24 protein-coding genes are annotated in these 25,395 nt (G+C 73.3%); 12 read left to right on the top strand and 12 right to left on the bottom strand.

Annotated elements, in window-relative coordinates; translation table 11 throughout:
* The first annotated feature begins 54 nt into the window (after nt 1–54).
* The 5 genes from ACZ5FU_RS16005 to ACZ5FU_RS15985 all read left to right on the top strand — a co-directional run bounded on the left by ACZ5FU_RS16005 (nt 55) and on the right by ACZ5FU_RS15985 (nt 3,607).
* Complete coding sequence (locus ACZ5FU_RS16005) at nt 55–957, top strand: ribokinase (protein WP_468644055.1); 903 nt, start codon at nt 55–57, stop codon at nt 955–957.
* Complete coding sequence (gene rbsD / locus ACZ5FU_RS16000; protein ID WP_451775951.1) at nt 954–1,343, top strand: D-ribose pyranase; 390 nt, start codon at nt 954–956, stop codon at nt 1,341–1,343. Before ACZ5FU_RS16005 ends, rbsD begins: the two co-directional genes overlap by 4 nt.
* 183 nt (nt 1,344–1,526) lie before the next feature.
* Nucleotides 1,527–1,748: a type II toxin-antitoxin system VapB family antitoxin gene (locus tag ACZ5FU_RS15995; protein ID WP_451526616.1), complete on the top strand. Its 222-nt coding sequence runs from the start codon at nt 1,527–1,529 to the stop codon at nt 1,746–1,748.
* Nucleotides 1,745–2,155, top strand: coding sequence for a PIN domain-containing protein (locus ACZ5FU_RS15990; RefSeq protein ID WP_468835307.1), 411 nt, complete (start codon nt 1,745–1,747; stop codon nt 2,153–2,155). Before ACZ5FU_RS15995 ends, ACZ5FU_RS15990 begins: the two co-directional genes overlap by 4 nt.
* Before the next feature lie 249 nt (nt 2,156–2,404).
* Nucleotides 2,405–3,607, top strand: a complete 1,203-nt coding sequence (locus tag ACZ5FU_RS15985) for an esterase/lipase family protein (RefSeq protein WP_451775960.1) — start codon at nt 2,405–2,407, stop codon at nt 3,605–3,607.
* Between the two features lie 66 nt (nt 3,608–3,673).
* Here the strand turns inward: ACZ5FU_RS15985 and ACZ5FU_RS15980 are convergent, their stop codons facing one another.
* A complete protein-coding gene (locus tag ACZ5FU_RS15980; RefSeq protein ID WP_468644061.1) occupies nt 3,674–3,931 on the bottom strand; it encodes a GntR family transcriptional regulator in 258 nt (85 codons plus the stop codon).
* A gap of 161 nt (nt 3,932–4,092) precedes the next feature.
* Here ACZ5FU_RS15980 and ACZ5FU_RS15975 point away from each other — a divergent pair, with 161 nt between their 5' ends.
* Together ACZ5FU_RS15975 and ACZ5FU_RS15970 are read left to right on the top strand one after the other, a co-directional pair.
* Nucleotides 4,093–4,320, top strand: coding sequence for a hypothetical protein (locus ACZ5FU_RS15975; RefSeq protein ID WP_469045460.1), 228 nt, complete (start codon nt 4,093–4,095; stop codon nt 4,318–4,320).
* Nucleotides 4,317–4,577, top strand: a complete 261-nt coding sequence (locus tag ACZ5FU_RS15970; protein ID WP_451775966.1) for a hypothetical protein — start codon at nt 4,317–4,319, stop codon at nt 4,575–4,577. Before ACZ5FU_RS15975 ends, ACZ5FU_RS15970 begins: the two co-directional genes overlap by 4 nt.
* 68 nt (nt 4,578–4,645) lie before the next feature.
* Here the strand turns inward: ACZ5FU_RS15970 and ACZ5FU_RS15965 are convergent, their stop codons facing one another.
* From ACZ5FU_RS15965 to ACZ5FU_RS15945, 5 genes are all read right to left on the bottom strand, one after another.
* On the bottom strand, nt 4,646–5,005 hold the full coding sequence (locus ACZ5FU_RS15965) for a hypothetical protein (RefSeq protein ID WP_469045459.1): 360 nt from the start codon (nt 5,003–5,005) through the stop codon (nt 4,646–4,648).
* Nucleotides 5,002–5,481, bottom strand: a complete 480-nt coding sequence (locus ACZ5FU_RS15960) for a hypothetical protein (protein ID WP_451775969.1) — start codon at nt 5,479–5,481, stop codon at nt 5,002–5,004. Before ACZ5FU_RS15960 ends, ACZ5FU_RS15965 begins: the two co-directional genes overlap by 4 nt.
* A gap of 161 nt (nt 5,482–5,642) precedes the next feature.
* Nucleotides 5,643–6,476 carry a sugar phosphate isomerase/epimerase family protein gene (locus tag ACZ5FU_RS15955; RefSeq protein WP_469045458.1) on the bottom strand — a complete coding sequence of 278 codons (834 nt, stop codon included), beginning with the start codon at nt 6,474–6,476 and terminating at the stop codon, nt 5,643–5,645.
* Entirely contained in the window at nt 6,473–7,627 is a 1,155-nt protein-coding gene (locus ACZ5FU_RS15950; RefSeq protein WP_451526608.1) for a dihydrodipicolinate synthase family protein, read from the bottom strand. The genes ACZ5FU_RS15955 and ACZ5FU_RS15950 overlap by 4 nt, the downstream gene beginning before the upstream one ends.
* Nucleotides 7,624–8,775, bottom strand: a complete 1,152-nt coding sequence (locus tag ACZ5FU_RS15945) for a Gfo/Idh/MocA family protein (RefSeq protein WP_451526607.1) — start codon at nt 8,773–8,775, stop codon at nt 7,624–7,626. Before ACZ5FU_RS15945 ends, ACZ5FU_RS15950 begins: the two co-directional genes overlap by 4 nt.
* Nucleotides 8,776–9,098: 323 nt before the next feature.
* Between ACZ5FU_RS15945 and ACZ5FU_RS15940 the strand changes: the two genes are divergently transcribed.
* From ACZ5FU_RS15940 to ACZ5FU_RS15930, 3 genes are all read left to right on the top strand, one after another.
* Nucleotides 9,099–10,145, top strand: coding sequence for a LacI family DNA-binding transcriptional regulator (locus ACZ5FU_RS15940; RefSeq protein ID WP_468835317.1), 1,047 nt, complete (start codon nt 9,099–9,101; stop codon nt 10,143–10,145).
* A 469-nt stretch (nt 10,146–10,614) separates the two neighbouring features.
* Nucleotides 10,615–11,415 carry a sugar phosphate isomerase/epimerase family protein gene (locus tag ACZ5FU_RS15935; RefSeq protein ID WP_468835319.1) on the top strand — a complete coding sequence of 267 codons (801 nt, stop codon included), beginning with the start codon at nt 10,615–10,617 and terminating at the stop codon, nt 11,413–11,415.
* Nucleotides 11,416–11,606: 191 nt separating this feature from the next.
* The gene (locus ACZ5FU_RS15930; RefSeq protein WP_468835322.1) at nt 11,607–12,986 is read left to right on the top strand and encodes an MFS transporter; all 1,380 of its coding nucleotides are present in this window, start codon (nt 11,607–11,609) and stop codon (nt 12,984–12,986) included.
* A gap of 3 nt (nt 12,987–12,989) precedes the next feature.
* On the opposite strand, the gene aroA is transcribed toward ACZ5FU_RS15930, so the two are convergent.
* On the bottom strand, nt 12,990–14,231 hold the full coding sequence (gene aroA, locus ACZ5FU_RS15925) for a 3-phosphoshikimate 1-carboxyvinyltransferase (protein ID WP_451775981.1): 1,242 nt from the start codon (nt 14,229–14,231) through the stop codon (nt 12,990–12,992).
* A 664-nt stretch (nt 14,232–14,895) separates the two neighbouring features.
* Here aroA and ACZ5FU_RS15920 point away from each other — a divergent pair.
* A complete protein-coding gene (locus ACZ5FU_RS15920) occupies nt 14,896–16,722 on the top strand; it encodes a glycoside hydrolase family 3 protein (RefSeq protein ID WP_468835325.1) in 1,827 nt (608 codons plus the stop codon).
* A gap of 64 nt (nt 16,723–16,786) precedes the next feature.
* On the opposite strand, the gene ACZ5FU_RS15915 is transcribed toward ACZ5FU_RS15920, so the two are convergent.
* From ACZ5FU_RS15915 to ACZ5FU_RS15895, 5 genes are all read right to left on the bottom strand, one after another.
* Nucleotides 16,787–18,208 (bottom strand): S28 family serine protease, encoded by a 1,422-nt coding sequence (locus tag ACZ5FU_RS15915; protein WP_451526601.1) that lies wholly within the window; start codon nt 18,206–18,208, stop codon nt 16,787–16,789.
* A 207-nt stretch (nt 18,209–18,415) separates the two neighbouring features.
* The gene (locus tag ACZ5FU_RS15910) at nt 18,416–18,805 is read right to left on the bottom strand and encodes a hypothetical protein (RefSeq protein ID WP_451526600.1); all 390 of its coding nucleotides are present in this window, start codon (nt 18,803–18,805) and stop codon (nt 18,416–18,418) included.
* A gap of 83 nt (nt 18,806–18,888) precedes the next feature.
* Nucleotides 18,889–22,620 (bottom strand): ABC transporter ATP-binding protein, encoded by a 3,732-nt coding sequence (locus ACZ5FU_RS15905; RefSeq protein WP_451526599.1) that lies wholly within the window; start codon nt 22,618–22,620, stop codon nt 18,889–18,891.
* A 205-nt stretch (nt 22,621–22,825) separates the two neighbouring features.
* A complete protein-coding gene (locus ACZ5FU_RS15900; protein ID WP_469045457.1) occupies nt 22,826–23,860 on the bottom strand; it encodes an esterase-like activity of phytase family protein in 1,035 nt (344 codons plus the stop codon).
* A 71-nt stretch (nt 23,861–23,931) separates the two neighbouring features.
* The gene (locus ACZ5FU_RS15895) at nt 23,932–24,753 is read right to left on the bottom strand and encodes a serine hydrolase (protein WP_451526754.1); all 822 of its coding nucleotides are present in this window, start codon (nt 24,751–24,753) and stop codon (nt 23,932–23,934) included.
* 178 nt (nt 24,754–24,931) lie between these two features.
* Here ACZ5FU_RS15895 and ACZ5FU_RS15890 point away from each other — a divergent pair, with 178 nt between their 5' ends.
* Nucleotides 24,932–25,309, top strand: coding sequence for a hypothetical protein (locus ACZ5FU_RS15890; RefSeq protein WP_451526597.1), 378 nt, complete (start codon nt 24,932–24,934; stop codon nt 25,307–25,309).
* The last annotated feature ends 86 nt before the right edge of the window (nt 25,310–25,395 follow it).

Genomic DNA, 25,395 nt, shown 5'->3' with positions numbered 1-25,395 from the left:
CCTCCGCCCGCCTCACGTCACGTACGGCATGTACGACGTACACAGGAGAGTTTCATGTACGACTACGACCTCCTGGTCGTGGGGTCGGCCAACGCCGACCTGGTGATCGGCGTCGAACGGCGCCCGGCGGCGGGCGAGACGGTCCTCGGCTCGGACCTGGCCGTCCACCCGGGCGGCAAGGGCGCCAACCAGGCGGTGGCGGCCGCCCGTCTCGGCGCCCGTACGGCGCTGCTGGCCCGGATCGGCGACGACGCGTACGGCCGGCTGCTGCTGGAGTCGCAGCGGGCGGCCGGGGTGGACACCGCGGGGGTGCTGGCGGGCGGGGCGCCGACCGGGATCGCACTGATCACGGTGGACCCGTCGGGCGACAACAGCATCGTGGTGTCGCCGGGCGCGAACGGGCGCCTGACCCCGGACGACGTCCGCGCCGCCGCCGGCCTGCTCCACGCCTCCCGCGTGGTGTCGGCCCAGCTGGAGATCCCGCTGGAGACGGTCGTGGAGGTCGTCCGGAACCTGGCGCCGGGCAGCCGCTTCGTGCTGAACCCGTCGCCGCCGCGGCCGTTGCCCGCCGAGGTGCTGGCGGCCTGCGACCCGCTGATCGTCAACGAGCATGAGGCGAAGGTGATCCTCGGGGAGGCGGGGGCGGACGGGCGCCCCGAGGACTGGGCACGGGCGCTGCTCGCGAAGGGACCGAGGTCCGTGGTCGTGACGCTGGGGCCGGAGGGGGCGCTGGTGGCGTCCGCGCAGGGCGTGGAGCGGGTGGCGGCGGTGAAGGTCGGCGCCGTGGACACCACCGGGGCGGGCGACTCCTTCACGGCGGCGCTGGCGTGGCGGCTGGGCGCGGGCTCCCCGCTCGCGGAGGCCGCGGCGTACGCGGCACGGGTGGGTGCGGTGGCCGTGACGCGGCGGGGCGCGCAGGAGTCGTTCCCCACGGCGGCGGAGGTCGAGGCGCTGTGAGGAGGACCGGAATACTCAACCGTCACCTCGCGGGCGCGCTGGCCGAGCTGGGCCACGGGCACGGGGTGCTGGTGTGCGACGCGGGCATGCCGATCCCGGAGGGCCCGCGCGTCGTGGACCTCGCCTTCCTCCCCGGGATCCCCTCCTTCGCGGAGGTGGTGGAGGGCCTGCTGGCCGAGCTGGTCGTGGAGGGCGCGACGGCGGCGTCCGAGGTGCGGGAGGCGAACCCGGCGGCGGCCGGCCTGCTGGACGCGCACTTCCCCGACCTGGCCCTGGTCCCGCACGAGGAGCTGAAGAGGCTGTCGGCGGGGGCCCGCCTGGTGGTGCGCACGGGCGAGGCCCGGCCGTACGCGAACGTGCTGCTGCGGTGCGGGGTGTTCTTCTGACGGGGTGAGGTGCGGAGACGCTTCGAGGGGCCCGGTCGGTGGACTGGGCCCCTCGGCCTTCTGCTCACGCCGCCAGAACGCCCGCGATCCTCCGGGGTCGAGAGCCGGTTCCAGAAGCGGATCCGTAAATGTTGGTGCCATACTCTTCCATGTACATAACCAACATCTCATAGGAGGTGCGGTATGTCCGTGACCCAGATCGACATCGACGACGACGCCCTGGAACGCGCCATGGCTCTGTCCAAGGTCAGGACCAAGAAGGAAGCGGTCAATCTCGCTCTGAACTTCTACGCCGAGCAGCAGGAGCGCGCGGCGCGCATCAGCCGCCACTTCGAGCGTGCACGTGCCTGGGGCGCCGTCGAGGACGCTGAACGTCTGCACCGCGCGGAGAAGCACGGCCGGTGATCTACCTGCTCGACACGTCCGCCCTGGTGCGGCTGCTCCGCAACCCCGAACTGCAGGCGGCGTGGTACGACGCGATCGATGCCGGGAGCATCGGATCCTGCTACGTCCAGCGCGCCGAATTGCTCCATAGCGCCCGGAACGGGCGTGAGTACGACGAGATCACGGAGATGTTCACCGATCTCTACCCCGACGTGTCCGTACCGAAGAACGCCGGACGCTGGGTCGGCTCGGTGCAACACCGGATGGCCCAGGCGGGGGAGCATCGCAGCGCCTCCGCGGTGGACCTCGTCATCGCCGCCACCGCGGCCCACCACGGTCTGACCGTCCTCCACGACGACGCCGACTACCGCGCTGTCGCCCGGCACGCATCCGACCTGACCGAGCACAACGTCCACGACATCGCCTGACGGACGTCCGGTCTTGCGCAGGGACGCGAAGCGTTCTTGCGACCGGGTGAGGTGTCGGGAGCTCCGGGGTGCCCGGTCCGTCGATCGGCCCCCCGGTCGGGCCTGACCCCCAGTGCCTGCCGGGCGGCCAAACGCACACGCCGGAGAAACTACCTGTTGTGATGAAACATGCAGGTCAGAGCGGCGAGACGAGCGAACCGGCGTGATGATGACAGGGTCTCCCCCACTCTCCTCCCAAGGAGCAGGACCATGTCCGAAACCACCGAGCCCAACGTCGGCATGTTCACCCTCGCCGACCCGCTGACGACCGAGCCCCCCACTCCGGTCGAGGTACCGGAACACGAGGAATGGCAGCTGCCGAACGGCTTCGCCTGGGTCTTCCCCGCCGACCGGGACCGCGGTCTCGTCCGGCCCGTGATCATGGCCGACGGCTTCAACCTCGGCCGCAGCGAGCTGGACAAGCTCTACCAGGGCCTGGAGGGCGGCCACCCCTTCGTCTCCGAGCTGCACCGGCGCGGCCGGGACGTGATCCTCCTCGGCTTCGAGGAGCGCAGCGCGTCCATCCTGGACAACGCGCAGGCGGTCGAGGCCGCCGTCATGCGGACCGTCGCCGAGCAACGGGGTGACGCCCGTCTGGTCGTCGGCGGCTTCAGCATGGGCGGCATCGTCACCCGCTACGCGCTGGCCAGGCTGGAGACGCAGCGGATGGACCACCGCACCGCGCTGTACTTCTCCTACGACAGCCCGCACCGCGGCGCCTCCATCCCCGTCGGCGTGCAGGCGTTCTCGCACTTCATCCCGTTCCCGAACAGCTTCGCGAAGCAGATGGACAGCCCGGCCGCGCGCCAGATGCTGTGGCGGCACTACGACAAGGACACCGGCAAGATCGGGGTCGCCCCGGAGCGGACCGAGTTCCTGGACGCCCTGAACCGGGTCGGCGGCTGGCCGCGGATCCCGAGGACGATCGCCGTCGCCAACGGCCGCGCCGACGGGGTCGGCCTGCCCGACGTGAAGCCCGGCGAGGTCGCGCTGCGGATCGACAAGATCTACCCCGGCACCGCCTTCTACACCCAGGACCAGGGCGCCGACGTGACGGCCGCCTACCTCAACCGGCGGTTCCCCAAGGCCGAGAGGACCATCACGACCAGCGACTTCCCGGAGCTGGACGGCGCGCCGGGCGGCACGCTGCACACGTACCGGATCCTCGCCGACGCGATGCGCAAGCTCGGCGGCGCGGTCGACCTGCGGCACGAGGAGGTCTGCTTCGTCCCGTCGGTGAGCGCGGTGGCCGTCCGCGACATCGAGACGCAGAAGGACCTGTACACGAACATCGACGACCTCGCGCCGGAGGAGAGCGAGCTGGACGACCACCTCTGCTCGTCCACGACCACCGCGCACACGGCCATCACCGAGGAACTCTGCACCTGGCTGATGGACCGCCTGCCCGACTGACCCGGCCCGCGCGCCAGACACCACCGGGGCCGCCCGTCCGCTCACATCCTGCGGAGGGCGGCCCCTTCACGCGGATGGCAGGGGGTCCGAGACGAACCATCCGCGCTGGGGAACGGCGTACACCCAGCCTTCGTCGGCCAGCAGGCCGAGCCCTCGCCGCACGGTCGTCCGCGCGATCCCGTACTTCTGTACGAGCTGGGCTTCGCTGGGCAGCATCCGCCCGGGCTGCCAGTCACCGCGCTGAATCTGCGCCCGCAGGATCTCGGCCAGCTGCCGGTAGGGGGTCAGCGGCGCTCCGTGGTCGATCTCAGCGTCGGGGTTCATGGAGTCGACGCTAGGCAACGGGAGAACTGCACACACTTTGAGATACGTCTCGCTACGTAGCGATACAAGGCGATACCATGGGAGCCGTCCAACGAAATCGCCCCGGCGGGAAGGGAGAAGCTTCCGCGCCGGGGCTGAGCCGACTGACAAGGAGTCGACCTGTGCGCAGCCTACTGGCCGCCGTCCTGAGCCTCTTCCTGCCGCCTCGGGGAGCGCACCGCGCCCTCGATCCGTTCCCCTTCCTCTCCGCCCCCGCGCACCACCCGGCCCACGCGTGCCGGCCGCGCCCGTGCCCCGCGGACGTGATCCTCGCCGACGGTCTGCCCCTGGTGCGGCCGTACCTCGCGGCCCTGGGCCAGGACCACGTCCCGGCGGAGGCCGCCGCATGAGCGCGCGGCGTTTCCGCAGTCTCGGCGTCGACCCGGCCACCGGCAGGGAGGCGTTCGTGGACGCGCGCCCCGGCGGCGTGCTGGAGGAGCTGGCCGACGTACACGCCCTGAAGGCCGCGGCCGTCCTGGTGACGGTCGTCGGCGCCGTACTGGCGGGAGGCCGGTCGTCGGACACCGAACTCGCCGCCTTCGTACCGGCGTTGCACGCGGCGCTGGAGGAGTGCGTGGGCATCATGGCGGCGGACGGGAAGCGGTGACGTGGACGGGTCGTCGACATCACGTCGCCGTGATGTCGACGGCCCGCTTTTCACTCGGCTGTGCGGGATCAGCTTCGATCCGTGGCTCGCGGGTGCCCCGTGCCCGCGAAGGTGATCCAGCAGGTGTCACGGGTCATGTCCAGGAGGTACCAGACACGGCCGCCGCCGGTCACCCCGATCTGCCACTGCTCGCAGGTCTGTCCGCGGTGTGCACCGTGCGCCAGACCGCCCTTGAGTCGGTGGTGCCGGGGTGTCTCGGTGGCCGGCCTGGGGGCGGTGCGCATGGTGACCCAGGCTCGGTAGGTGTTCTCGCGGGCCTGTTGGGCGAGGTTCTCCCAGCCTTTGGCCGAGGCCGCGTCCGCGAAGCGGACTTCCCAGTGGCCTTCTGGCGCCGGGGGCGCGGCGCGGTCGCCGCGGCCCGCGGTCATACGACGTCCCGCGGGTCCGGCACCGGACCGTAGTCCTCGCCGTGATCCCGGGTCAGCGCGGTCAGCAGATCCGGGTCGGAGTAGACCTCGGCGGTGTGCTGCCAGGCGACGAGCAGCTGGGCGACGGAGGCGCTGTTGCCGATCGAGTCGGCGGCGCGCATGGTGTCGACCAGTTCGACGGCGAAGGCGTGAAGGTCGGGCTCGGGCAGGAAACGGACCCACGGGAAGGCGTCCGGCAGTATGTCGAGGAGCAGCTCCGTGCTGCCGGGCTCCCTGCGCGCCATCGCGGCCAGCATCCGGGTGGCCGCCGACACCACGGTCTGGTCCTGCTCGGCCCGCGCCGCGGTGGTGAGGACCAGGTCCTCACCGTCTCTGCGGTGCAGCAGCAGTCTCGGTGATTTCTGGAGCCGGGCCAGTGTCTGCTTGTTCTTGTTCACCAGCTCGGAGAAGTTCACGGCCGCACTCTCGGTACCCATGACTTTGAAAGTACTTCGAAATTCACTTCGGCGCTATCACCCGGAAGAGGGGCGAAGACCGGCCGCGGCCAGGGAGCGCTGACGCAGAGGGACCGCCGGGCGCCGGAGCGGCTCCGGCGCCCGGCGGTCCCCGGACGGTGCGAGTGGCCTGCGGCCCTCACTCAGAGGGCCAGGTTCTCCGTGAACAGCCGCGCCGTCTCCGCCAGCACCTCCCGGCCGTCCCGGGCCCACAGGGCGTCGTTGAAGAGTTCCACCTCGATGGCGCCGGTGTAGCCGGCCGCCTCGACGTGGGCCTGCCACTCGCGCATGTCGATCGCGCCGTCGCCGATCTGGCCGCGGCCGTTGAGGACGCCCTCGGGCAACGGGGTGGTCCAGTCGGCCAGTTGGAAGGTGTGGATGCGGCCGGACGCGCCGGCCCGGGCGATCTCGGCGGGGGCCCGGTCGTCCCACCAGATGTGGTAGGTGTCGACGGTGACGCCCACCTGGTGGGCGGGGAAGCGTTCCGCGATGTCCAGGGCCTGGGTGAGCGTCGAGACGACGCAGCGGTCGGCGGCGTACATGGGGTGCAGGGGCTCGATGGCCAGTCTCACCCCGTGGTCCTCGGCGTAGGGGCCGAGTTCCGTCAGCGCGTCCGCGATGCGTTCCCGGGCCCCGTGCAGGTCCTTGGAGCCGGGCGGGAGACCGCCCGAGACCAGGACCAGCACCTCGGTGCCCAGGGCCGCCGCCTCGTCGACCGCGCGGCGGTTGTCGGCCAGGGCCGCCGCGCGCCCGTCCGGGTCGGCGGCCGTGAGGAAGCCGCCGCGGCACAGCGTCGTCACCGTCAGGCCGGCGTCGCGGACCAGCTTGGCCGTCTCCGCCACGCCGTACGCCTGGACCGGTTCGCGCCACAGGCCGACGTTGCCGACGCCCAGGTCGGTGCAGGCCGCCACCAGTTCGGGCAGCGACAGCTGCTTCACCGTCATCTGGTTGATGCTGAAGCGCTCGAGACCGGTCACCGCGTCACCCCGTACAGGGCGAGCAGGTTCTTCATGCGTTCCTCGGCCAGCTTCGGGTCGGGGAACAGGCCCAGGCCGTCGGCGAGTTCGTAGGCGCGGGCGAAGTGGGGCAGGGAACGGGCGGACTGGAGGCCACCGACCATCGTGAAGTGCGACTGGTGGCCGGCCAGCCAGGCCAGGAGGACCACGCCCGTCTTGTAGAAGCGGGTCGGGGTCTGGAAGAGGTGGCGGGAGAGCTCGACCGTGGGGTCCAGCAGGGAGCGGAAACCGCTCACGTCACCGGTGTCCAGGACCCGCACCGCCTCCGCCGCCAGCGGGCCCAGCGGGTCGAAGATGCCGAGCAGGGCGTGGCTGAAGCCCTGCTCGTCGCCCGCGATCAGCTCGGGGTAGTGGAAGTCGTCGCCGGTGTAGCAGCGGACGCCGTCCGGCAGGCGGCGGCGCAGCTCGACCTCGCGCCGGGCGTCCAGCAGGGAGACCTTGATGCCGTCCACCTTGTCCGGGTGGGCGGCGATGACCTGCAGGAACACCTCCGTCGCCGCGTCCAGGTCCGCCGAGCCCCAGTAGCCCTCCAGCGCCGGGTCGAACATCGGGCCCAGCCAGTGCAGGATCACCGGTTCGGCGGACTGGCGCAGGAGGTGGCCGTAGACGTCGAGGTAGTCCTCGGGGCCGGCGGCCGCCGCGGCCAGGGCGCGGGAGGCCATCAGGATGGCCTGGGCGCCGGAGGCCTCGACGAGGGCGAGCTGCTCCTCGTAGGCCGCGCGGACCTCGGCCAGGGAGGCCGGGCCGGTGAGCTGGTCGGTGCCGACGCCGCAGGCGATCAGGCCGCCCACCGCCCGGGCCTCGGCGGCGGAGCGGCGGATCAGCTCGGCCGCGCCCGCCCAGTCCAGGCCCATGCCGCGCTGGGCGGTGTCCATCGCCTCGGCGACGCCGAGCCCGTGGGACCACAGGTGGCGGCGGAAGGCGAGGGTGGCGTCCCAGTCGACGGCGGCGGGGGAGTCGGGGGACACGTCGGCGTACGGGTCCGCGACGACGTGCGCCGCGGAGAAGACCGTGCGGGAGGTGAAGGCGCCGCCGGTGGTGACGGCGAGGGGTTGCGTGCGGGGTTCGTAGGTCCGCAGGGTCCCGTCCGCGCCCGGGAGTTCGATGGTCACAGCGCGATCTCCGGGACGTCGAGGCGGCGGCCCTCGGCGGAGGACCTGAGGCCCAGCTCGGCGAGCTGGACGCCGCGGGCTCCGGCCAGGAGGTCCCAGTGGTAGGGGGCGTCGGCGTAGACGTGCCTGAGGAACAGCTCCCACTGGGCCTTGAACCCGTTGTCGAAGTCGCCGTTGTCGGGGACCTCCTGCCACTGGTCGCGGAAGACCTCGGTGGCCGGGATGTCGGGGTTCCAGACCGGCTTGGGGGTGGCGGAGCGGTGCTGGACGCGGCAGTTGCGCAGGCCGGCGACCGCCGAGCCCTCGGTGCCGTCGACCTGGAACTCCACCAGTTCGTCGCGGTTGACGCGGACCGTCCAGGAGGAGTTGATCTGGGCGATGGTGCCGCCGTCGAGTTCGAAGATGCCGTAGGCGGCGTCGTCGGCCGTGGCGTCGTAGGGCTTGCCGTTCTCGTCCCAGCGCTGCGGGACGTGGGTGGTGGCGACGGCCTGGACGGACCTCACGCGGCCGAACAGCTCGTGCAGGACGTACTCCCAGTGCGGGAACATGTCGACGACGATGCCGCCGCCGTCCTCGGCGCGGTAGTTCCACGAGGGACGCTGGGCGTCCTGCCAGTCGCCCTCGAAGACCCAGTAGCCGAACTCGCCGCGCACGGAGAGGATCCGGCCGAAGAAGCCGCCGTCGATGAGGCGCTTCAGCTTCAGCAGGCCCGGCAGGAACAGCTTGTCCTGGACGACGCCGTGCTTGATGCCCGCGGCGCCGGCCAGCCGGGCCAGCTCCAGGGCGCCGTCGAGGCCGGTGGCGGTGGGCTTCTCGGTGTAGACGTGCTTGCCGGCGGCGATCGCCTTGCGGATCGCCTCCTCGCGGGCGGAGGTGACCTGGGCGTCGAAGTAGATGTCGACGGTCGGGTCGGCGAGGACCTCGTCGAGGTCCGTCGAGACGTGCTCCAGACCGTGCTTCTCGGCAAGCGCGTTCAGTACGTGTTCCCGGCGTCCGACCAGGATCGGCTCCGGCCACAGCACGGTGCCGTCACCGAGGTCGAGACCGCCCTGCTCGCGTAGGGCCAGGATGGAGCGGACCAGGTGCTGGCGGTAACCCATGCGTCCGGTCACGCCGTTCATGGCGATACGCACCGTCTTGCGTGTCACGTCGGTCCCTTCTTGGGCGTTGTACGCGGCGGCGTGCGCGGCGGTGCCCGCAGCGGCGCGCGCGTCTCGTACGCGGATGTGCGCGCCGCGTACGCCTTGGCACTGATCAGCGTCACAGCAAGCGCTTTCTATGTGAGAAGAAGCTAGCCTCTGACCGGCGGTCCGGACAAGACCGTGTCCGCCCCGAGTTGTTCGAGGGGGCGAACAACTCGGGTGCGGGGCCGTAAGGTCTGCTCGACACGCCCGGAACCAGGCACGCGAGTCCGCTGTCTTGCAGGGCGAACGACGACGTACGACGAGACGCGTGACCGGAGGACGACGAGATGACGGTGACCCTGGCGGACGTGGCGGCCCGCGCGCAGGTCTCGCCCGCGACGGTGTCGCGCGTGCTGAACGGGAACTACCCCGTGGCCGCGTCGACCCGGGAACGGGTCCTGCGGGCCGTGGACGAGCTGGACTACGTGCTCAACGGCCCCGCGAGCGCGCTCGCCGCGGCCACCTCCGACCTGGTGGGCATCCTGGTCAACGACATCGCCGACCCCTTCTTCGGCATCATGGCGAGCGCCATCCAGGGCGAGATCGGCGGGCCCGGCGGGCGGGCCGGCGGCGAGCGGCTCGCGGTGGTCTGCAACACCGGGGGCACGCCCGAGCGCGAGCTGACCTACCTGACGCTGCTGCAGCGGCAGCGGGCCGCGGCCGTCGTGCTGACCGGCGGGGCCATGGAGGACGGGCCGCACGCCGCTGCGGTGGCGGCGAAGCTGCGCAGGCTGACCGGGGCGGGCACCCGGGTCGTGCTGTGCGGGCGGCCGCCCGCGCCCGACACCGGGGCGGTCGCGCTCACCTTCGACAACCGCGGCGGCGGCCGGGAACTCACCGAGCACCTCATCGGGCTCGGGCACCGGCGTCTCGGCTACATCGCGGGCCCGGAGGAGCGCACCACCACCCGGCACCGGCTGGAGGGCCACCGGGCGGCACTGGCCGCGGCCGGCATCGAGGAGGACCCCCGCTGGACGGTCCACGGCCGTTACGACCGGCGCGCGGGCCACGAGGCCACGCTGGAGCTGCTGCGGCGGGACCCGGGGCTGACCGCCGTGGTCGCGGCGAACGACTCCGTCGCGCTCGGCGCGTGCGCGGCCCTGCGCGAGTCCGGACTGCGCATCCCGGAGGACGTGTCCGTGGCCGGCTTCGACGACCTGCCCTTCAGCATCGACGCGGTGCCCGCGCTCACGACGGTACGGCTGCCGCTGGCCGAGGCGGGGGCACGGGCGGGCCGGATCGCCATGGGCCGGGAGGAACCGCCGCCCGGGGAGATCGCCATGGTGCGGGGGGAGTTGATGGTGCGGGGGTCCTCGGGGGTGCCGCGGGGCTGAGCGACGGACGGGCCGCCGAGAGGGCCGGGGACGGCGGGGGCCGAGGAAGCGGGGCCGAGGGGACCGAGGGACCGAGGGGGCGACGGGGCGACGGGGGCGGCGGCGGAGGCCGGAAAGCAGGACCCGCGAGACCGGGGAGCCGCGGAGTCAGGACCCGGGAAACCGGCGGGCGGCGAAGGCCGGGGAGCAGGCCCCACGGGGCCGGAGGACCACGGGGCCGGAGAACCACGGGGCCGGGGAGCCCGGGACGCGGGGGCGGAGGACCGTGGCGGCCGGGGAGCAGGCCCCACGGGGCCGGAGGACCACGGGACCGGAGAACCACGGGGCCGGGGAGCCCCGGGACGCGGGAGCGGAGGACCGTGGCGGCCGGGGAGGCGGGAGCGTGACGGTCGGGGGAGGCGGGGCCGAGGGGCGTCCCGGAGAGGGCAGCGGTCGTGGTCGGGACCGTTCGCGAGTAGGGTCCGAGGACATGAAGCTCGCCTTCTCCACCCTCGGAGTGCCCGGCCTTCCGGTCCCCGACGTGCTGCGGCTCGCGACCACGCACGGATACCACGGTGTCGAGCTGCGCGCCCATCCCGAGGAGCCCGTGCATCCGGGCCTCGGCCCGGCCGAACGGGCCGCGGTGGCCGCCGGGTTCGAGTCGGCCGGGGTCGAGGTGCTCGGGATCGCGGGGTACGCGCGCGTCGCCGCTCCGGGGGACGACGGGCAGGTGCTCGACGAGGTCCGCGCGCTCACCGCGCTCGCCCACGACCTCGGCGCCCCCTACGTCCGCGTGTTCCCCGGCGGCGCCGACGGGCAGGACCCGGCCGAGGCGGACGCCGTCGCCGCCGGACGGCTGGGCACCGCCGCCGAGCACGCCGCCGACCTCGGGGTGCGCATCCTGCTGGAGACCCACGGCTCGCACCGCACCGGTGCCGCCGCGACGCGTGTGCTCGGCCTGGTCGGACACCGGCAGGTGGGCGCGCTGTGGGACGTGATGCACACCTGGCTGGGCGGCGAGCAGCCGCAGGACACCTACGCCGCGCTCTCCCCGTATCTCGGATACGTGCAGGTCAAGGACATCGCCTCCGCCGAGGACACCACCCCGCTGGCGCTGGGCGCCGGCGTGCTGCCCCTCGCCGAGTGCGTGGAGGTCCTGTCCCGGCACGACTGGGACGGCTGGCTGTGCTGGGAGTACGAGAAGCGGTGGTACGGCGCCGCCGAGCCGCTGGACGGGCTGCTGGACGCCGGACGGGAGCACCTGGCGAGGCTGATCGGCGAGTCGGCGTGAGGCAGCACGGCCGGACGGCGGGGGAAGACCCCTGCCGGGCCGTCTAACCACCGGCCCGCCGGGCCGGTGAACTACCGCCGGGCCGGTGAACGACCGGCGGGCCGGTAAACGACTGGCGGTTCCGTGCGGGCGCGGGCTAGCCTCCGCGCCGTGCATCGACCCGCGACGCGGCCCGCCGCCCCCTCGGCTTCATGAGTCCCGGCCGGACCTTCCTCGACGTCCGCCCCCTACGCACCTCCCCCGTCTTCCGACGACTGCTGATCGGGCGCACCGTCTCCACGCTCGGTGGCTTCATGACCATGGTCACCGTCATGTACCAGGTGTGGGACATGACCCACAGCTCGGTGTGGAGCGGTGCGGTCGGGCTGGCGCAGGCGCTGCCGATGGTCGGCGTGGGGCTGTTCGCCGGCGCCTGGGTCGACCGCGCCGACCGGCGCCGCATCTACCTGATCGCCACCGTCGGCCAGGCGGTGTGCTCGCTGCTGCTCGCCGTGCAGGGCTTCACCGGGCACGTGCCCGTGGCGCTGATCCTGGCGCTGGTCGCGGCGCAGGCCTCGTTCGGGGCGGTCGGGGGGCCGGCGGCCGGCGTGTTCGTGCCGCGGCTGCTGCCCAAGGACCAGGTGGCCGCGGGGCTCGCGCTGAACCAGGTGACCGGGCAGTCCATGATGCTGCTCGGCCCGGCCGTCGCCGGCGTGGTCCTCGGCTGGTGGGGCCTCGGCGTCTGCTACCTGCTGGACGCCCTCAGCTTCGGACTGTCCTTCTACGGCGCTTTCGGCCTGCCCGCGCTGCCGCCCGAGGGCGGCAGGTCCCGGCCCGGACTGCACGGCGTGCTGGACGGGCTGCGGTTCCTGACCGGCCACCGGGTGGTGCGCGGCGCCCTGCTGACGGACCTGGCCGCGACCGTGCTGGCGATGCCGGTCAGTCTCTTCCCGCTGGTCAACGCGGAACGCTTCGGCGACGACCCGCGCACGCTGGGCCTGTTCCTGTCCGCGCTCGCCGTCGGCGGTGTCACGGCGACCGCCCTCTCCGGTCCGGTGACCCGGCTGGCGCGGCCGGGGCCGGTGATGCTGTGCTCCTCGGCCCTGTGGGGCGTGTCCCTCGCCCTGTTCGGCCTGACGACCGACGCCTGGACGGGACTCGGGGTGCTGGTGGTGGCCGGCGCGGCGGACGCCGTGGCCGTCCTGTCCCGCACGACCATCGTCCAGACCCGTACGCCGGACTCGCTCCTGGGCCGGGTGACGGCGGCCGAGACGATCGTCGGACAGGCGGGCCCGCATCTGGGCAACCTGCGCGGTGGCCTCGCCGCCGGCTGGTCCTCGGGCGCCACCGCCCTGGTCACCGGCGGTCTGATGTGTTTCCTCGCGGTGACGGCGGTGGCCGCCACGACGCCGGAACTGCGGGGCGGGGCGGAGGCGGAGGACCCGCGGGACGCGGAAACGGAGACGGAGAGCACGGGGGCGGCGCGCGCGGAGACGGAGGGCGCGGGCGCGGAGGGCGCGGGCGCGGAGGGCCCCGGCAGGTCGGGACCCGGTGGGCCGGCGCGCCCTCGGGGACCGGTCACCCCAGGGTGAACGTCACCCGGCGATGTCCTTCCGCAACTCCGCGAACGCCTCGTGGAAACCGGGGAAGGTCTTGCGGACGCACTCCGGGTCGTCGAACGATATTCCGGGCGTGCGCAGGCCGGTCACCGCGAAGGACATGACGATGCGGTGGTCGCCGTAGGAGGTGATCTCGGCGCCCCCGGGCGCGGCGCCGGGGCGGATCTCGATCCAGTCCGGGCCCGTCGCCACGTCCACGCCCAGCCGGCGGAGGTTGTGGGCGCACGCCTCCAGGCGGTCGCACTCCTTCACGCGCGTGTTGGCCACGTCCTCGATGCGGACCGGGCCGGAGGCGTAGGGGGCGATCGCGGCGAGGGTCGGCATGGTGTCGGAGACGTCCCGCATGTTCACGGTGAGGCCGCGGAGTTCGCCGGTGCCGCGCACGGTCGTGCGGTCCGCCCCGACCGTGACCCGCGCGCCCATCGCGCGCAGGACCTCCACGAAGCCCAGGTCGCCCTGGAGCGCGCCCGCGCCGAGACCCGGCACGGTCACCTCGGCGCCCGGCGTCACCGCGGCCGCCGCGAAGAAGTAGCTCGCCGTCGACGCGTCCGGCTCGATCGCGTACGTCGTCGCCCGGTAGCCGCCCGGCGGGACGACGTACGTGTCGCCCTCGCGGACCACCTCCACCCCGAACGCCCGCATCATCGCGAGCGTGATCTCCACGTACGGCGCCGAGACCAGGTCGGTGACCGTGACGCGCAGGCCGGTGCGGGTGAGCGGGCCGAGCAGCAGCAGGGCGGTCAGGTACTGGGAGGACTGGCCGGCGTCCAGGACGACGTGCCCGCCCTCCACCCCGGCGGCGGCGACGGTCAGCGGATGGTGGCCCTCCGTCTCCTCGTGCCGCACGTCCACGCCCAGGTCGCGCAGGGCGCGGGTCAGCGGCAGCAGGGGCCTGCGGCGCATCTGGGGGGAGGCGTCGAAGCGGTAGGTGCCGTGGCCGGCGGCGGCCAGGGCGGGCAGGAAGCGGGCGGTGGTGGCGCCGTCCCGGCAGTACACGTCGGCCTCGCGGACCGCGGGGCCCTGCGGGCGGCCGTCGACCTGCCAGGCGTCCGGGGTGCGGCCGACGCGGTAGCCGAGCCGTACGAGGCCCTCGGCGAACCCCTCGGTGTCGTCCGACCGCAGGGGCCGCCGGAGGGTGGTGACCCCGTCGGCGGCCGCGGCGAGGAACAGGGCGCGGGCGGTGAGGGACTTGGAACCGGGAACGTCGACGAGGGCCATGCCCCGCATGATCCCGCCGGGGGTCGCGCGCGGGCGGGGGTGTCCATCTGGTGGACGAGATGTCCACTCGGTGGGCGGGATCGGCGATCGCGGAGACGGTACGGGCGCTGAGGGACCACTGGCCGGGGATGGCGACGGATCACCGGCGGGCCTGGACCCGGCCGCCCGCACGCCTTGGGGGCCGGCCGCCCGCGCACCCCGGGACCGGCCTCGCACCCCCTCGGGCCCTGCCGCCCGTACACCCTCGGGGGCGGCCCCGTACGCCCTCGGGACGCCCGCACGCCCGACCGCCCACGCGCGCCCGCACGCCCGCACGCCCGACCGCCCGCACGCGCCGCCTCCGTCCGCCGGCGAGGCGGGGAACCGCTCCCGCCCCGGTCCGTCCGAGGTGCGGGAGCCGGACGAGTCACCCCGGTGCGGTGCCGGCCCTCGCCGGGGCCGCGATCGCCGGCCCGTCTCCTCCGCCGCACCGGGGCCGGCGGCGGCCGTCGTCGGCGTGCCCCTCCGTTGCGCCGATGGCGGCTCCTCCGCCGGCGCCGTGCGCGTTTCCTTGACCGGCGGAGACTTCACGGTTACTGCTGGCGCGACGGAAGTTTCGTTCGGCGGGCCACCGGACCGCCGGATCACCTGGACCACCCCCGGATCGCCTCCGGAAGGAGCGCACGTGCCCTCCAGACGTACCGTCCTGGCCGCCGGTGCCGGCCTCACCACGGCCCTCGCCGCCGCGCTCCCCCTCGGCGGCGCCGCGCACGCCGGCACCGACCGCCGCCTGCGCGCGCTGATCTCCCGCATGTCGCTGGAGGAGAAGGTCGGCCAGGTCTTCGTCACCCGGGTCCACGGCCACTCGGCGACCGACCCCGACCCGGCCGACGCCGACGCCAACCTCGCCGAGTTCGGGGTGCGCACCGCCGCCGAGCTGATCACCCGTTACCGCGTGGGCGGCGTCATCTACTTCACGTGGGCGCACAACACCCGCGACCCGCTCCAGATCGCCGACCTCTCCAACGGCGTCCAGCGGGCCTCCCTCGGCCCGCCGCGCGGGCTGCCGGTGCTGATCTCCACGGACCAGGAGCACGGCATCGTCGCGCGCGTGGGCAGGCCGGCCACCCTGTTCCCGGGCGCGATGGCGATCGGCGCCGGAGGGTCGCGGTCCGACGCCCGAGCCCTCGGCCGCGTCGCGGGCGCCGAACTGCGGGCGATGGGCGTCCGGCAGGACTACTCCCCCGTCGCCGACGTGAACGTCGACCCGGCCAACCCGGTCATCGGCGTCCGCTCGTTCGGCGCGGACCCGCGGGCGGTGGCGGAACTGGCCGCGGCGGAGATCCGCGGCTACCGGGCGGCCGGGGTCGCGGCGACCGCCAAGCACTTCCCCGGGCACGGCGACACCGCCGTCGACAGCCACCACGGCTTCCCCGTCATCACGCACACGCGTGAGGTGTGGGAGGCGCTGGACGCGGTGCCGTTCCGGGCGGCGATCGCGGCCGGCGTCGACGCGATCATGACCGCGCACCTCCTGGTCCCGGCCCTGGACCCCTCCGGCGACCCGGCGACCCTCTCCCGGCCGATCGTGACCGGCCTGCTGCGCGAACACCTCGGCTACGACGGGGTCGTGGTGACCGACGCGCTCGACATGGCGGGCGTACGGACGAAGTACGGGGACGACCGGGTGCCGGTGCTCGCGCTGAAGGCGGGCGTCGACCAGCTCCTCGACCCGCCGAGGCTGGACGTCGCCTGGAACGCCGTGCTGCGGGCCGTGCGGGACGGGGAGCTGACGGAGGCGCGGCTGGAGGAGTCGGTCCTGCGGATCCTGCGGCTGAAGGACCGCCTCGGCCTGCTCGCCGACCCGTACGTCGACCGGGACCGGGTGGGGCGGACGGTGGGCACGAGGGCGCACCTCGCGACGGCCGACCGGATCGCCGGGCGGACGACGACCCTGCTGGTCAACGAGGGCTCGCTGCTGCCGCTGTCCCCGCGCGCGCACCGGCGGCTGCTGGTGGTGGGCGCCGATCCGGCGTCCCCCTCGGGCACCACCGGCCCGCCCACCGGGGTCCTGGCCGCCGCCCTCACCGGACGGGGGTTCACCGCGACGGCCCTGCCCACGGGCACGGCCCCGTCCGCGGCGACGATCGCGCGTGCGGTGGCGGCGGCGGGCGAGGCGGACGCGGTGGTGGTGGCGACGTACGACGTCACCGCGACGAGTCCGCAGAAGACGCTCGTCGAGGGCCTGCTGGCCACCGGACGCCCGGTGGTCGCGGTGGCGGTCCGCAATCCGTACGACGTGGCCCAGCTGCCGTCCGTGCGGGCGTACCTGGCGTCCTACTCCTGGACCGACGTCGAACTGCGGGCCGCCGCGCGGGTGATCGCGGGGGCCGAGGGGCCGCGGGGGCGGCTGCCGGTGCCGGTGCCGCGCGCGGACGACCCGGCGCGCGTGCTGTACCCGGTCGGGCACGGCCTCGCCTACCGACCCGGTCCACCGCGCGCCACGGGGTGACGCGGCGCGACGGCCGGCCGGCGGGGAAGCCGGCCGGCCGTCGCGCACGGGCCGGGCGGAAGGGTCACGGGCGCAGCGCCGGCTCGCGCTCCACGTCCCGCACGTCCAGCTTCGCGTCGAACTTCGCCAGCGGCCGGGCCGCGGCGGCGTCCTCCTGGACGGCGGCCGGGGCGACGCCCGCCCAGTCCAGGATGCGGGCCGTGGCGAGGGCCTTCTCGTCGGCGACGAGGCCGGCCACGTTCGCGCCGTGGTTCATGCCGGGCGCGGTGAGGACGTAGGAGTCCTTCGCGCCCTTGCCGAGGCGGAACCGCTCGGCGCCCCACGGGTCGTTCTGGCCGTAGACGAACAGCATGTGGCGGGCGTTGTGCTTCACCCACGTGTCGACGTCACGCATCGCCCACGGCTGGAACTTCATGGAGATGTCCCGGGGGACGAAGTTGCGCGGGGGCTGGTAGCCGTAGCGGACGTACTTCTTCTCGATGTGCGGGAAGTGGATGGTGGGCGCGCCGAGCTGGGTGCCCGCCTGGTAGTAGTACGGGGTGTACGGCGACAGGCCCTGGTCGGTGTAGAAGGAGAACCCGGAGATCGTGTCGATCGAGGTCCAGATCTCGTCGTCGGTCGCGTTCTTCGCGTCGGCGGGGATCGTGTCGCAGTCGGACAGCAGGCTGTACTGCCAGAAGCCCCACACGTAGTCGAGGACGACGGCCTCGTAGGCGCGGTCCAGGCTGCCGATGGTGGTGAAGGTGTAGCCGTTCTCGGCGGCGTAGGCCTCGTACTTCTTCTCCAGCGCCCCGCGGCGCACCAGGGCCTCGCGCTGCACGGCGTTCAGGCGGTCGCGGCACTCCTTGGTACCGACGGTCGCGAAGAAGCGGTCGTAGGCGGAGTCCTCGTCGTTCACCACGTCGTTGGGGGCGACGTAGGCGACGACGCCGTCCATGTCGCGCGGGTAGAAGCGCTCGTAGTAGGTGGCCGTCATGCCGCCCTTGGAGCCGCCCGTGGAGATCCAGTTCTGCGGGTAGACCGCCTTCAGCGCGCGGAATATGCGGTGCTGGTCGCTCGCGGCCTGCCAGATGTCCAGCTTGGACCAGTCGGCGGGGTCGGGGCGGGAGGGGGTGAAGAAGCGGTACTCCATGGAGACCTGGTTGCCGTCCACGATCTGGGTGGGCTCGCGGCGGCTGGGGGTCGTGGAGACGCTGTAGCCGCCGGTGTAGAACACCGTCGGGCGGCTGACGTCCTTGTGCAGCACGGTGATCCGCTGCTGGAACGTTCCCTTGGAGGGGTGCCGGTGGTCCACCGGCTGGGTGTAGTTCAGGACGAAGTAGCGGTAGCCGGGGTACGGCTTCTCCTGGACCAGGCTCATGCCGGGTACGGAGAGGAGCCGGTCCTTGATGTCCGCTTCCGGTTCGGCGGCGGTGGCCGCCCCGGCCGTGGTCAGCGTGCCGATGAGCACGGTGAACGCCAGCAGCCATCTGAGCGCCTTGCGCATGCGCGTGCACCCTCCCTGTGAGACAGATGTGCGCCGGAAGCTATCGGAGCAACACCCGTCACACCAGAGGGGATCGGCGAGTGGTACGCATATCGGCCGGGATGTGACGGCCAGGACGCGCCGGCCGGAAGGCACCGGCCACCCGGTGCGGTCGGCCGGTGCCGGTCAGCCGGTGCGGGTCGGCCGGTGCCGGTCAGCCGGTGCCGGTCAGCACAGGATCCAGCCGGAGGTGTACGTCCCGCTGCCCACCGAGCCCGACACCCGCACGCAGCGGTGTCCGGCGTAGACCGCCACCGGCGGCGAACTGCGCGTGTGCTTGCGCGACTTGCGCACGGTCACGTGGCCGCGCGCCTGCACGCCGACCGACACCGACCGCTTCGTGCCGGGGTGCTTCTGGACGGTCACGGCACACACCCGGCCGCCGCTCTTGTAGACGAAGACGGAGCCGGTGGAGAACGGCAGCATCCGCACCTGGCGGCCCGCGCAGGCGGCGGGGGCGGCCTGGGCGCTGCCCGGCGCCGCCACCGCGAACAGCAGGGAGGCGCTCAGCACGGCCAGCCCCGCCCCCAGCCGTCGGCGTATCGCACCACTGTCCACGGTCGTCGACCCCTCCCCCGTCCGCCCTGCGCAGCCGTACAGGTGTACGGACGCCGGACGTGTGCCGGATGGTTGCGCGGCCGTCAGCGGGACGCGCCGACCGGCTCCTCCGGTTCCGCCTCGCCGACGAACGCCCGCCACAGCCCGGCGTAGCGGCCGCCCCGCGCGAGCAGCTCGTCGTGGGTGCCGTCCTCGGCGACCCGGCCGTGGTCCATGACGACGACCCGGTCCGCACGGGCGGCCGTGGTCAGGCGGTGGGCCACCACCAGGGTCGTGCGGCGGCCCGCGACGCGGTCGGTGGCGTGGTTGACCTGGGCCTCCGTGGCCAGGTCCAGGGCGGCCGTCGCCTCGTCGAGGAGCAGGACGTCGGGGTCGACCAGTTCGGCGCGGGCCAGCGCGATCAGCTGCCGCTGCCCGGCGGAGAGGTTGCGGCCGCGCTCGGCGACCTCGTGGAGGTAGCCGCCGTCCAGGGTGGCGATCATCTCGTGCGCGCCGACCGCCCGCGCCGCCGCCTCCACCTCGGCGTCGGTGGCGTCGGGACGGCCGTAGGCGATGGCGTCGCGGACGGTGCCGGGGAAGAGGTAGGCCTCCTGCGGGACGACGCCCAGCCGGTGGCGGTACGACGTGAGGTCGAGGGTGCGCAGGTCCGTGCCGTCGACCAGCACCCGGCCGCTCGTGGGGTCGTAGAACCGGGCCACCAGCTTCACCAGGGTCGACTTGCCGGCGCCGGTCTCGCCGACGAACGCGACGGTCTGGCCGGCCGCGATGCGCAGCTCGATGCCGGTCAGGGCCTCCTCGTCCTCGCCGTAGGTGAAGTGCACGTCCTCGAAGGCGATCTCGCCGCGCAGCGTGTCCACGGCGCGGGGCTCCTCGGGGGCCTTCGTGGACGTGGGCTCCCGCAGGAGTTCCTGGATGCGGCCCAGGGAGACCGTGGCCTGCTGGTAGCCGTCGAAGACCTGGGAGAGCTGCTGGACGGGCGCGAAGAACAGGTCGATGTAGAGCAGGTACGCCACCAGCGCGCCGGTCGTCAGCGTCGCCGCGTCCACCCGGTGCGCGCCCACGATCAGGACGGCCGCGACGGCGGCCGAGGACAGCAGCTGGACGAAGGGGAAGTAGACCGAGATCAGCCACTGGCCGCGGATGCGGGCCCGGCGGTAGCCGTCGCTGCGCTCCGCGAACCGCGCCCCGCCGTCGTGCTCGCGCCGGAAGGCCTGCACGATCCGCAGGCCGGCGACCGACTCCTGCAGGTCGGCGTTGACCGCCGAGACCCGCTCGCGGGCGAGTTCGTACGCCTTCACGCTGGCCCGGCGGAAGAAGAAGGTGGCCAGGACCAGCGGCGGCAGGGTGGCGAAGACGACCAGGGCCAGCTGCACGTCGAGCACCAGCAGGGCCGCCATGATGCCGAAGAAGGTGACGACCGAGACGAACGCGGTGACCAGGCCGGTCTGCAGGAACGTCGACAGCGCGTCGACGTCCGTCGTCATCCTCGTCATGATGCGGCCGGTCAGCTCGCGCTCGTAGTAGTCGAGGCCGAGCCGCTGGAGCTGGGCGAAGATCTTCAGGCGCAGGGCGTACAGGACGCGTTCGCCGGTGCGGCCGGTCATCCGGATCTCGGCGGTCTGCGCGACCCACTGGACGAGCACGGCGAGCAGCGCGAGCAGGGAGGCGGTCCACACGGCGCCCACGGCCGCCCGGGTGACGCCGTCGTCGATGCCGTGCCGGATCATCACCGGCAGCAGCAGGCCCGTGCCGGCGTCCACGGCGACCAGGCCGAGACTGATCAGCAGCGGCAGCCCGAAGCCCCGCAGGAGCCGGCGCAGGCCGTAGGAGTCCTCGGCGGCCACCGCGCGGGCCTCGTCGACGTCGGGGACGTCGGTCGCCGGCGGCAGCGCCTCCACCTGTGCCAGCAGCTCGGGCGTGGCGGGCGTACCGGCGAGCGCGGTGTCCTTGCGCTCGCGGTCGCCCGTCCACAGCCGTGGGGTGACCCCGCGCTCGGCGTCGAACTCGGCGTCCAGCTCGTCCCGTATCGAGGTGTCCTCGCGGGGCTCGGCGGGGCGGGCGTGGCCGGGCGAGACCCCGCCCAGCTCGTCCGGGTCGGTGAGCAGGCGGCGGTAGAGGGCCGAGCGCTCCTGGAGCTCCTCGTGGGTGCCGATGTCGGCGAGCCGGCCGCCGTCGAGGACGGCGATGCGGTCGGCGAGGTTGAGGGTGGAGCGGCGGTGCGCGATGAGCAGGGTCGTACGGCCCCGCATGACCTGCTTGAGGGCCTCGTGGATCTCGTGCTCCACGCGCGCGTCCACCGCCGAGGTGGCGTCGTCGAGGACGAGCAGCCGCGGGTCGGTGAGGATCGCGCGGGCGAGCGCGACGCGCTGGCGCTGGCCGCCGGAGAGGGTGAGGCCGTGCTCGCCGACCTCGGTGGCGTAGCCCTCGGGCAGCTCGGCGATGAACCGGTGGGCCTGGGCGGCGCGGGCGGCGGTCTCGATCTCCTCGTCGGTGGCGTCGGGACGGCCGTACGCGATGTTGGCGCGGATCGTGTCGGAGAACAGGAAGGAGTCCTCCGGCACCAGGCCGATCGCGGCCCGCAGCGAGTCCTGGGTCAGCTCGCGCACGTCGTGGCCGCCGACGAGGACGGCACCGCCGGTGACGTCGTAGAAGCGGGGCAGCAGCAGGGAGACCGTGGACTTCCCGGAGCCGGAGGAGCCGACGACGGCGAGGGTCTCGCCGGCGCGGATCTCGAAGCTGAGCCCGTCCAGCACCGGGCGGTGCCCGCCGGAGGCGTCGTCGTACCCGAAGGAGACGTCGTCGAACTCGACGGTGGCGGGCGCGTCGGCGGGCAGCACCTTGCGGCCGTCCTCGATCGACGGCTCGGTGTCGATCAGCTCCAGGACGCGCTCGGTGCCCGCGCGGGCCTGCTGGGCGACGGTGAGGACCACGGCGAGCATGCGGACCGGGCCGACGAGCTGCGCCAGGTAGGTGGAGAAGGCGACGAAGGTGCCGAGGGTGATGTGCCCGTGCACGGCGAGCCAGCCGCCCAGCGCGAGCATCGCGACCTGGCCGAGCGCGGGGACGGACTGCAGGGCCGGGGTGTACCGCGCGTTGAAGCGGATCGTGCGCAGCCGGCCGGCGTAGAGCCGGCGGCCGACCTCGCGCAGCTTGCCGGTCTCCTGCTCCTCCTGCCCGAAGCCCTTCACCACGCGGACGCCGCCGACGGCGCCGTCGACCACGCCCGCGACGGCGGCGGCCTGCGCCTGGGCGTACCAGGTGGCCGGGTGCAGCCTGGCCCGGCTGCGCCTGGCGATCACCCACAGGGCGGGGGCCACGGCCAGCGCGACCAGGGTGAGCGGCGGCGACAGCCAGGCCATGATCCCCAGGGAGATCAGGAACAGCAGGACGTTCCCGATGGTCATCGGGAGCATGAAGAGCAGGCCCTGGATGAGCTGGAGGTCGCTGGTCGCCCGGCCGACGACCTGCCCGGTGGACAGCTCGTCCTGGCGGCGGCCGTCGAGCCGGGTGATCGTCGCGTACATCTCGGTCCGCAGGTCGTGCTGGACGTCGAGGGCGAGCCGGCCGCCGTAGTAGCGGCGGACGTAGGTGAGGGCGTAGACGATCACGGCCGCGCCGATCAGGGCGCCCGCCCAGGGCGCCATGTCACGGCTGTGGTCGCCGATCACGTCGTCGATGATCACCTTGGTGATCAGCGGGACGAGCGCCATGACGGCCATGCCGCCGAGGGAGGAGCCGAGGGCGAGGACCACGTCCGTCCGATGGCGCCACGCGTAGCCCGCCAGTCGTCGTGCCCATCCCCGTTGCGCAGCCACGCCGGTGCCTTCCGTCAGACCTGATCTTCCAGAAGGCACCAACGTGACAGGAAGCGGATTTCATCCCTCCGCAACAATTCCGGGGTCGCGGGAACGGGATCACGGGCCGGACGCGGACCCGCGGGACCGGGATCACGGGTCAGGTGCGGACGCGCAGGACCGGGATCACGGGTCAGGTGCGGACGCGCAGGACCGGGGTCGCGGGTCAGGTGCGGACGCGCAGGAAGTAGAGGCGGGTCGTCTGTGCCGCGTTCTGGTTGTCGTCGCTGACCAGCAGGACCTTCAGGGTGCCGGCGCGGTGCCCGGTGATCACCATGCCCTCGATGTTGTCGAGGAGCGGGTTCGGCTGGGGCTGCCTGGCGGTCGCTCCCTGTGAGGGGCAGGTCACGAGGTCGGCGAGGAGGGTCTTGCCGATCGGGCGGACGCCCTCCTGACCGGTCAGGTGTTCGACACTCCTGGTGTCCGTGGCGCGGCGGGGGTCGGCGAGGTAGAGGCGGACCGTGTTGCCGACGCCCGCGGTGAAGCCACGCTCCAGGACGAGGAGGCGGCCGTCGGGGGTCGCCTGGACCTCGGGGACGCCGAGCCCGGCGTCGGCGCGGTAGGCGTACTGGGCGCCGAGCGCGAAGTGGCCGCCGCGCCGCGTCCAGGTCTGGAAGCGGAGCGTGCCGGCCGCGTCGCCGGAGAGGGCGTACTCCATCGACGCGAGGAGGGTGCGGCCGCCGGGCAGCAGGGTGAGGCCCTCGAAGGTGCCGTTGGGGACGGCGCGGCCGGCCGGGGCGACCCGCAGCGCGTCCGGGACGGGGAGCCGGTCCAGGAGCGCGCCGGAGGCGCTGTGGCGGCGTACGGAGGGCTCCGTCTCGGAGGTGACCAGGAAGGTGCCGTCCCGGTCGGCGACCAGGCCCTCGGAGTCCAGGGCGGCACCGTTCTCGTCGGCGAGGGGGACGACCCCGGTCGGCCGCAGGGTCCTCGCGTCGAGGCGGAACAGGGCGGAGCGGTCGGAGAGGGCCGCGATGCCGCCGGAGCGGGACCGGGCGAGCGCGGAGAGGTTGCCGACGAAGGTGCCGTCGTACGTCGTCCTGTCGAGGGCGTCGGAGAAGCGCTCCAGGGAGACCGAGGCCGAACAGGCTTTGTCCTGAGCGGCGTTCGTCGGTCCGGCGGCGTTCGCCGGCCCGGCGGCGGACACGCAGGCGGCCGCCGCCAGGACGGCGGTGAGGGTGGCGAGTACGGTTCGCAGGCGCATGACGGTCACCGTAGGACGTACGGGTGGCGACCCGGTGGAACATGCGTCGAAGTGGCTTGGAACAAAGCCTTTCAGGAAGCCGCGAGGTCCCGGTGGACGACCTTGGCGACGCCCTGGATGGTGGTGATGCCGTAGTTCATCGTGCTGTTGCCGTGGGTGAGGACGGTGATGGTGTAGTCGTGGCCGCCGCCCTTGAAGGTGCCGACGCTGTGCACCCGCCAGCCGTGGGTGGCACGCGAGAGCCAGCCGTTCTTGACGTGCAGGCTGACCCCGGCGGGCCGCCCGTAGGGGGTTCCCCAGCGCTGCGACGAGACGACCTTCGCCATCAGCGTGTTGACGTAGGCGCGCGAGGTGTCGGTGAGGACGGTGTTCCTGGCCGTGAGGAGCTTGAGCAGCTTCTGCTCGTCGGTGACGGTGATCTGGGTCAGACCCCAGTAGTTGTTGGCACCCGGCTTGGTCTGCGTCATCTTGGCGGCCGTGAGGAAGGCCCTGATCTTCGTCAGGCCGAGCTGCTTCCACAGGGTGGAGGTGGAGGCGTTGTCCGACTTGGTGATCATCGCCGTGGCGAGGGTCTTCTCACGGGAGGTCAGCGCCCTGTTGTGCTTCTGCGCGTCCCACAGCAGCGCGGACAGGACGGTGACCTTGACGACGCTGGCCGAGTCGAAGGCGGTGGAGGCGCGCAGGGTGCAGGTGGTGTTGGTGCTGCGGTCGTGGAGGCCGACGGCGACCGTGCCCTTGCGGGTGGCGAGCGCCGCGGTGATGTCCTTCTTCAGCTTGGCGGCGAGGCCGGCCTTGGCCGACGTGCAGCCGACCGTCGGGGTGGCGGCCGCGGCGGGTGTGGCGGCGCCCACGCCGGTGAGGAGGACGCCGGCGCCGAGGGTGGCGGCGACCAGGCTTCTCGTGCGTCCGGTTCGCCCGGTTCCGGTGCGTCCGGGTCCGGCTCGTCCAGCTCCGGTTCGTCTGGGTGTGCGGAGAGTCATGCCACGATGACTCGCACGTACGGCCGATAGTTGTACGTGTGTTCCAAGAACGGGATTCGTCGCGCGTCCCGGCGGTGGGTAGACATGAGACATGTCGACCGAGACACCGAACAGGCACTTCAGGGCAGGACAGTTGAGCGCCGCCCTGTGGGTGCTGCGCCGCCTCGCGGCGCCCGGCACCAAGGCTCCCGAGGAGAGCGCGTTCCGCGGGAAGAAGGTCCCCGTCCGCCTCATGGCCGAGGGCATGGGGTCCGCGATGAGGAACCTCTCGGAGGCGAGGCGGCACGGCGGAGCCCGGTGGGCGGCGGCGGCCGAGGTCTTCCGCGACCTGCCGGACCTCCTCCCGTCGCGCCTGCCCGGCACCACGATGGAACCGGGCGAGGAGAAAGCCTTCATCAGCGGGCACGAGACGCAACTCGCCCTCTACAAGGAGAAGTTCGGAGAGCTCCTGCGGGACGCGACCGGGTGACCGGCTTCTCGCGGGCGGCGCCCCGGCCGGGTGCCGCCCGCCGGGCCCGCCCTCCGCCCACTCACAGGTGACGACCAGGCCGGGCA

It is taken from the genome of Streptomyces sp. NPDC031554 (assembly GCF_055580685.1).
Note: the sequence above shows the minus strand (reverse complement) of the source record. Positions and strands in the feature narration are given on the sequence as shown.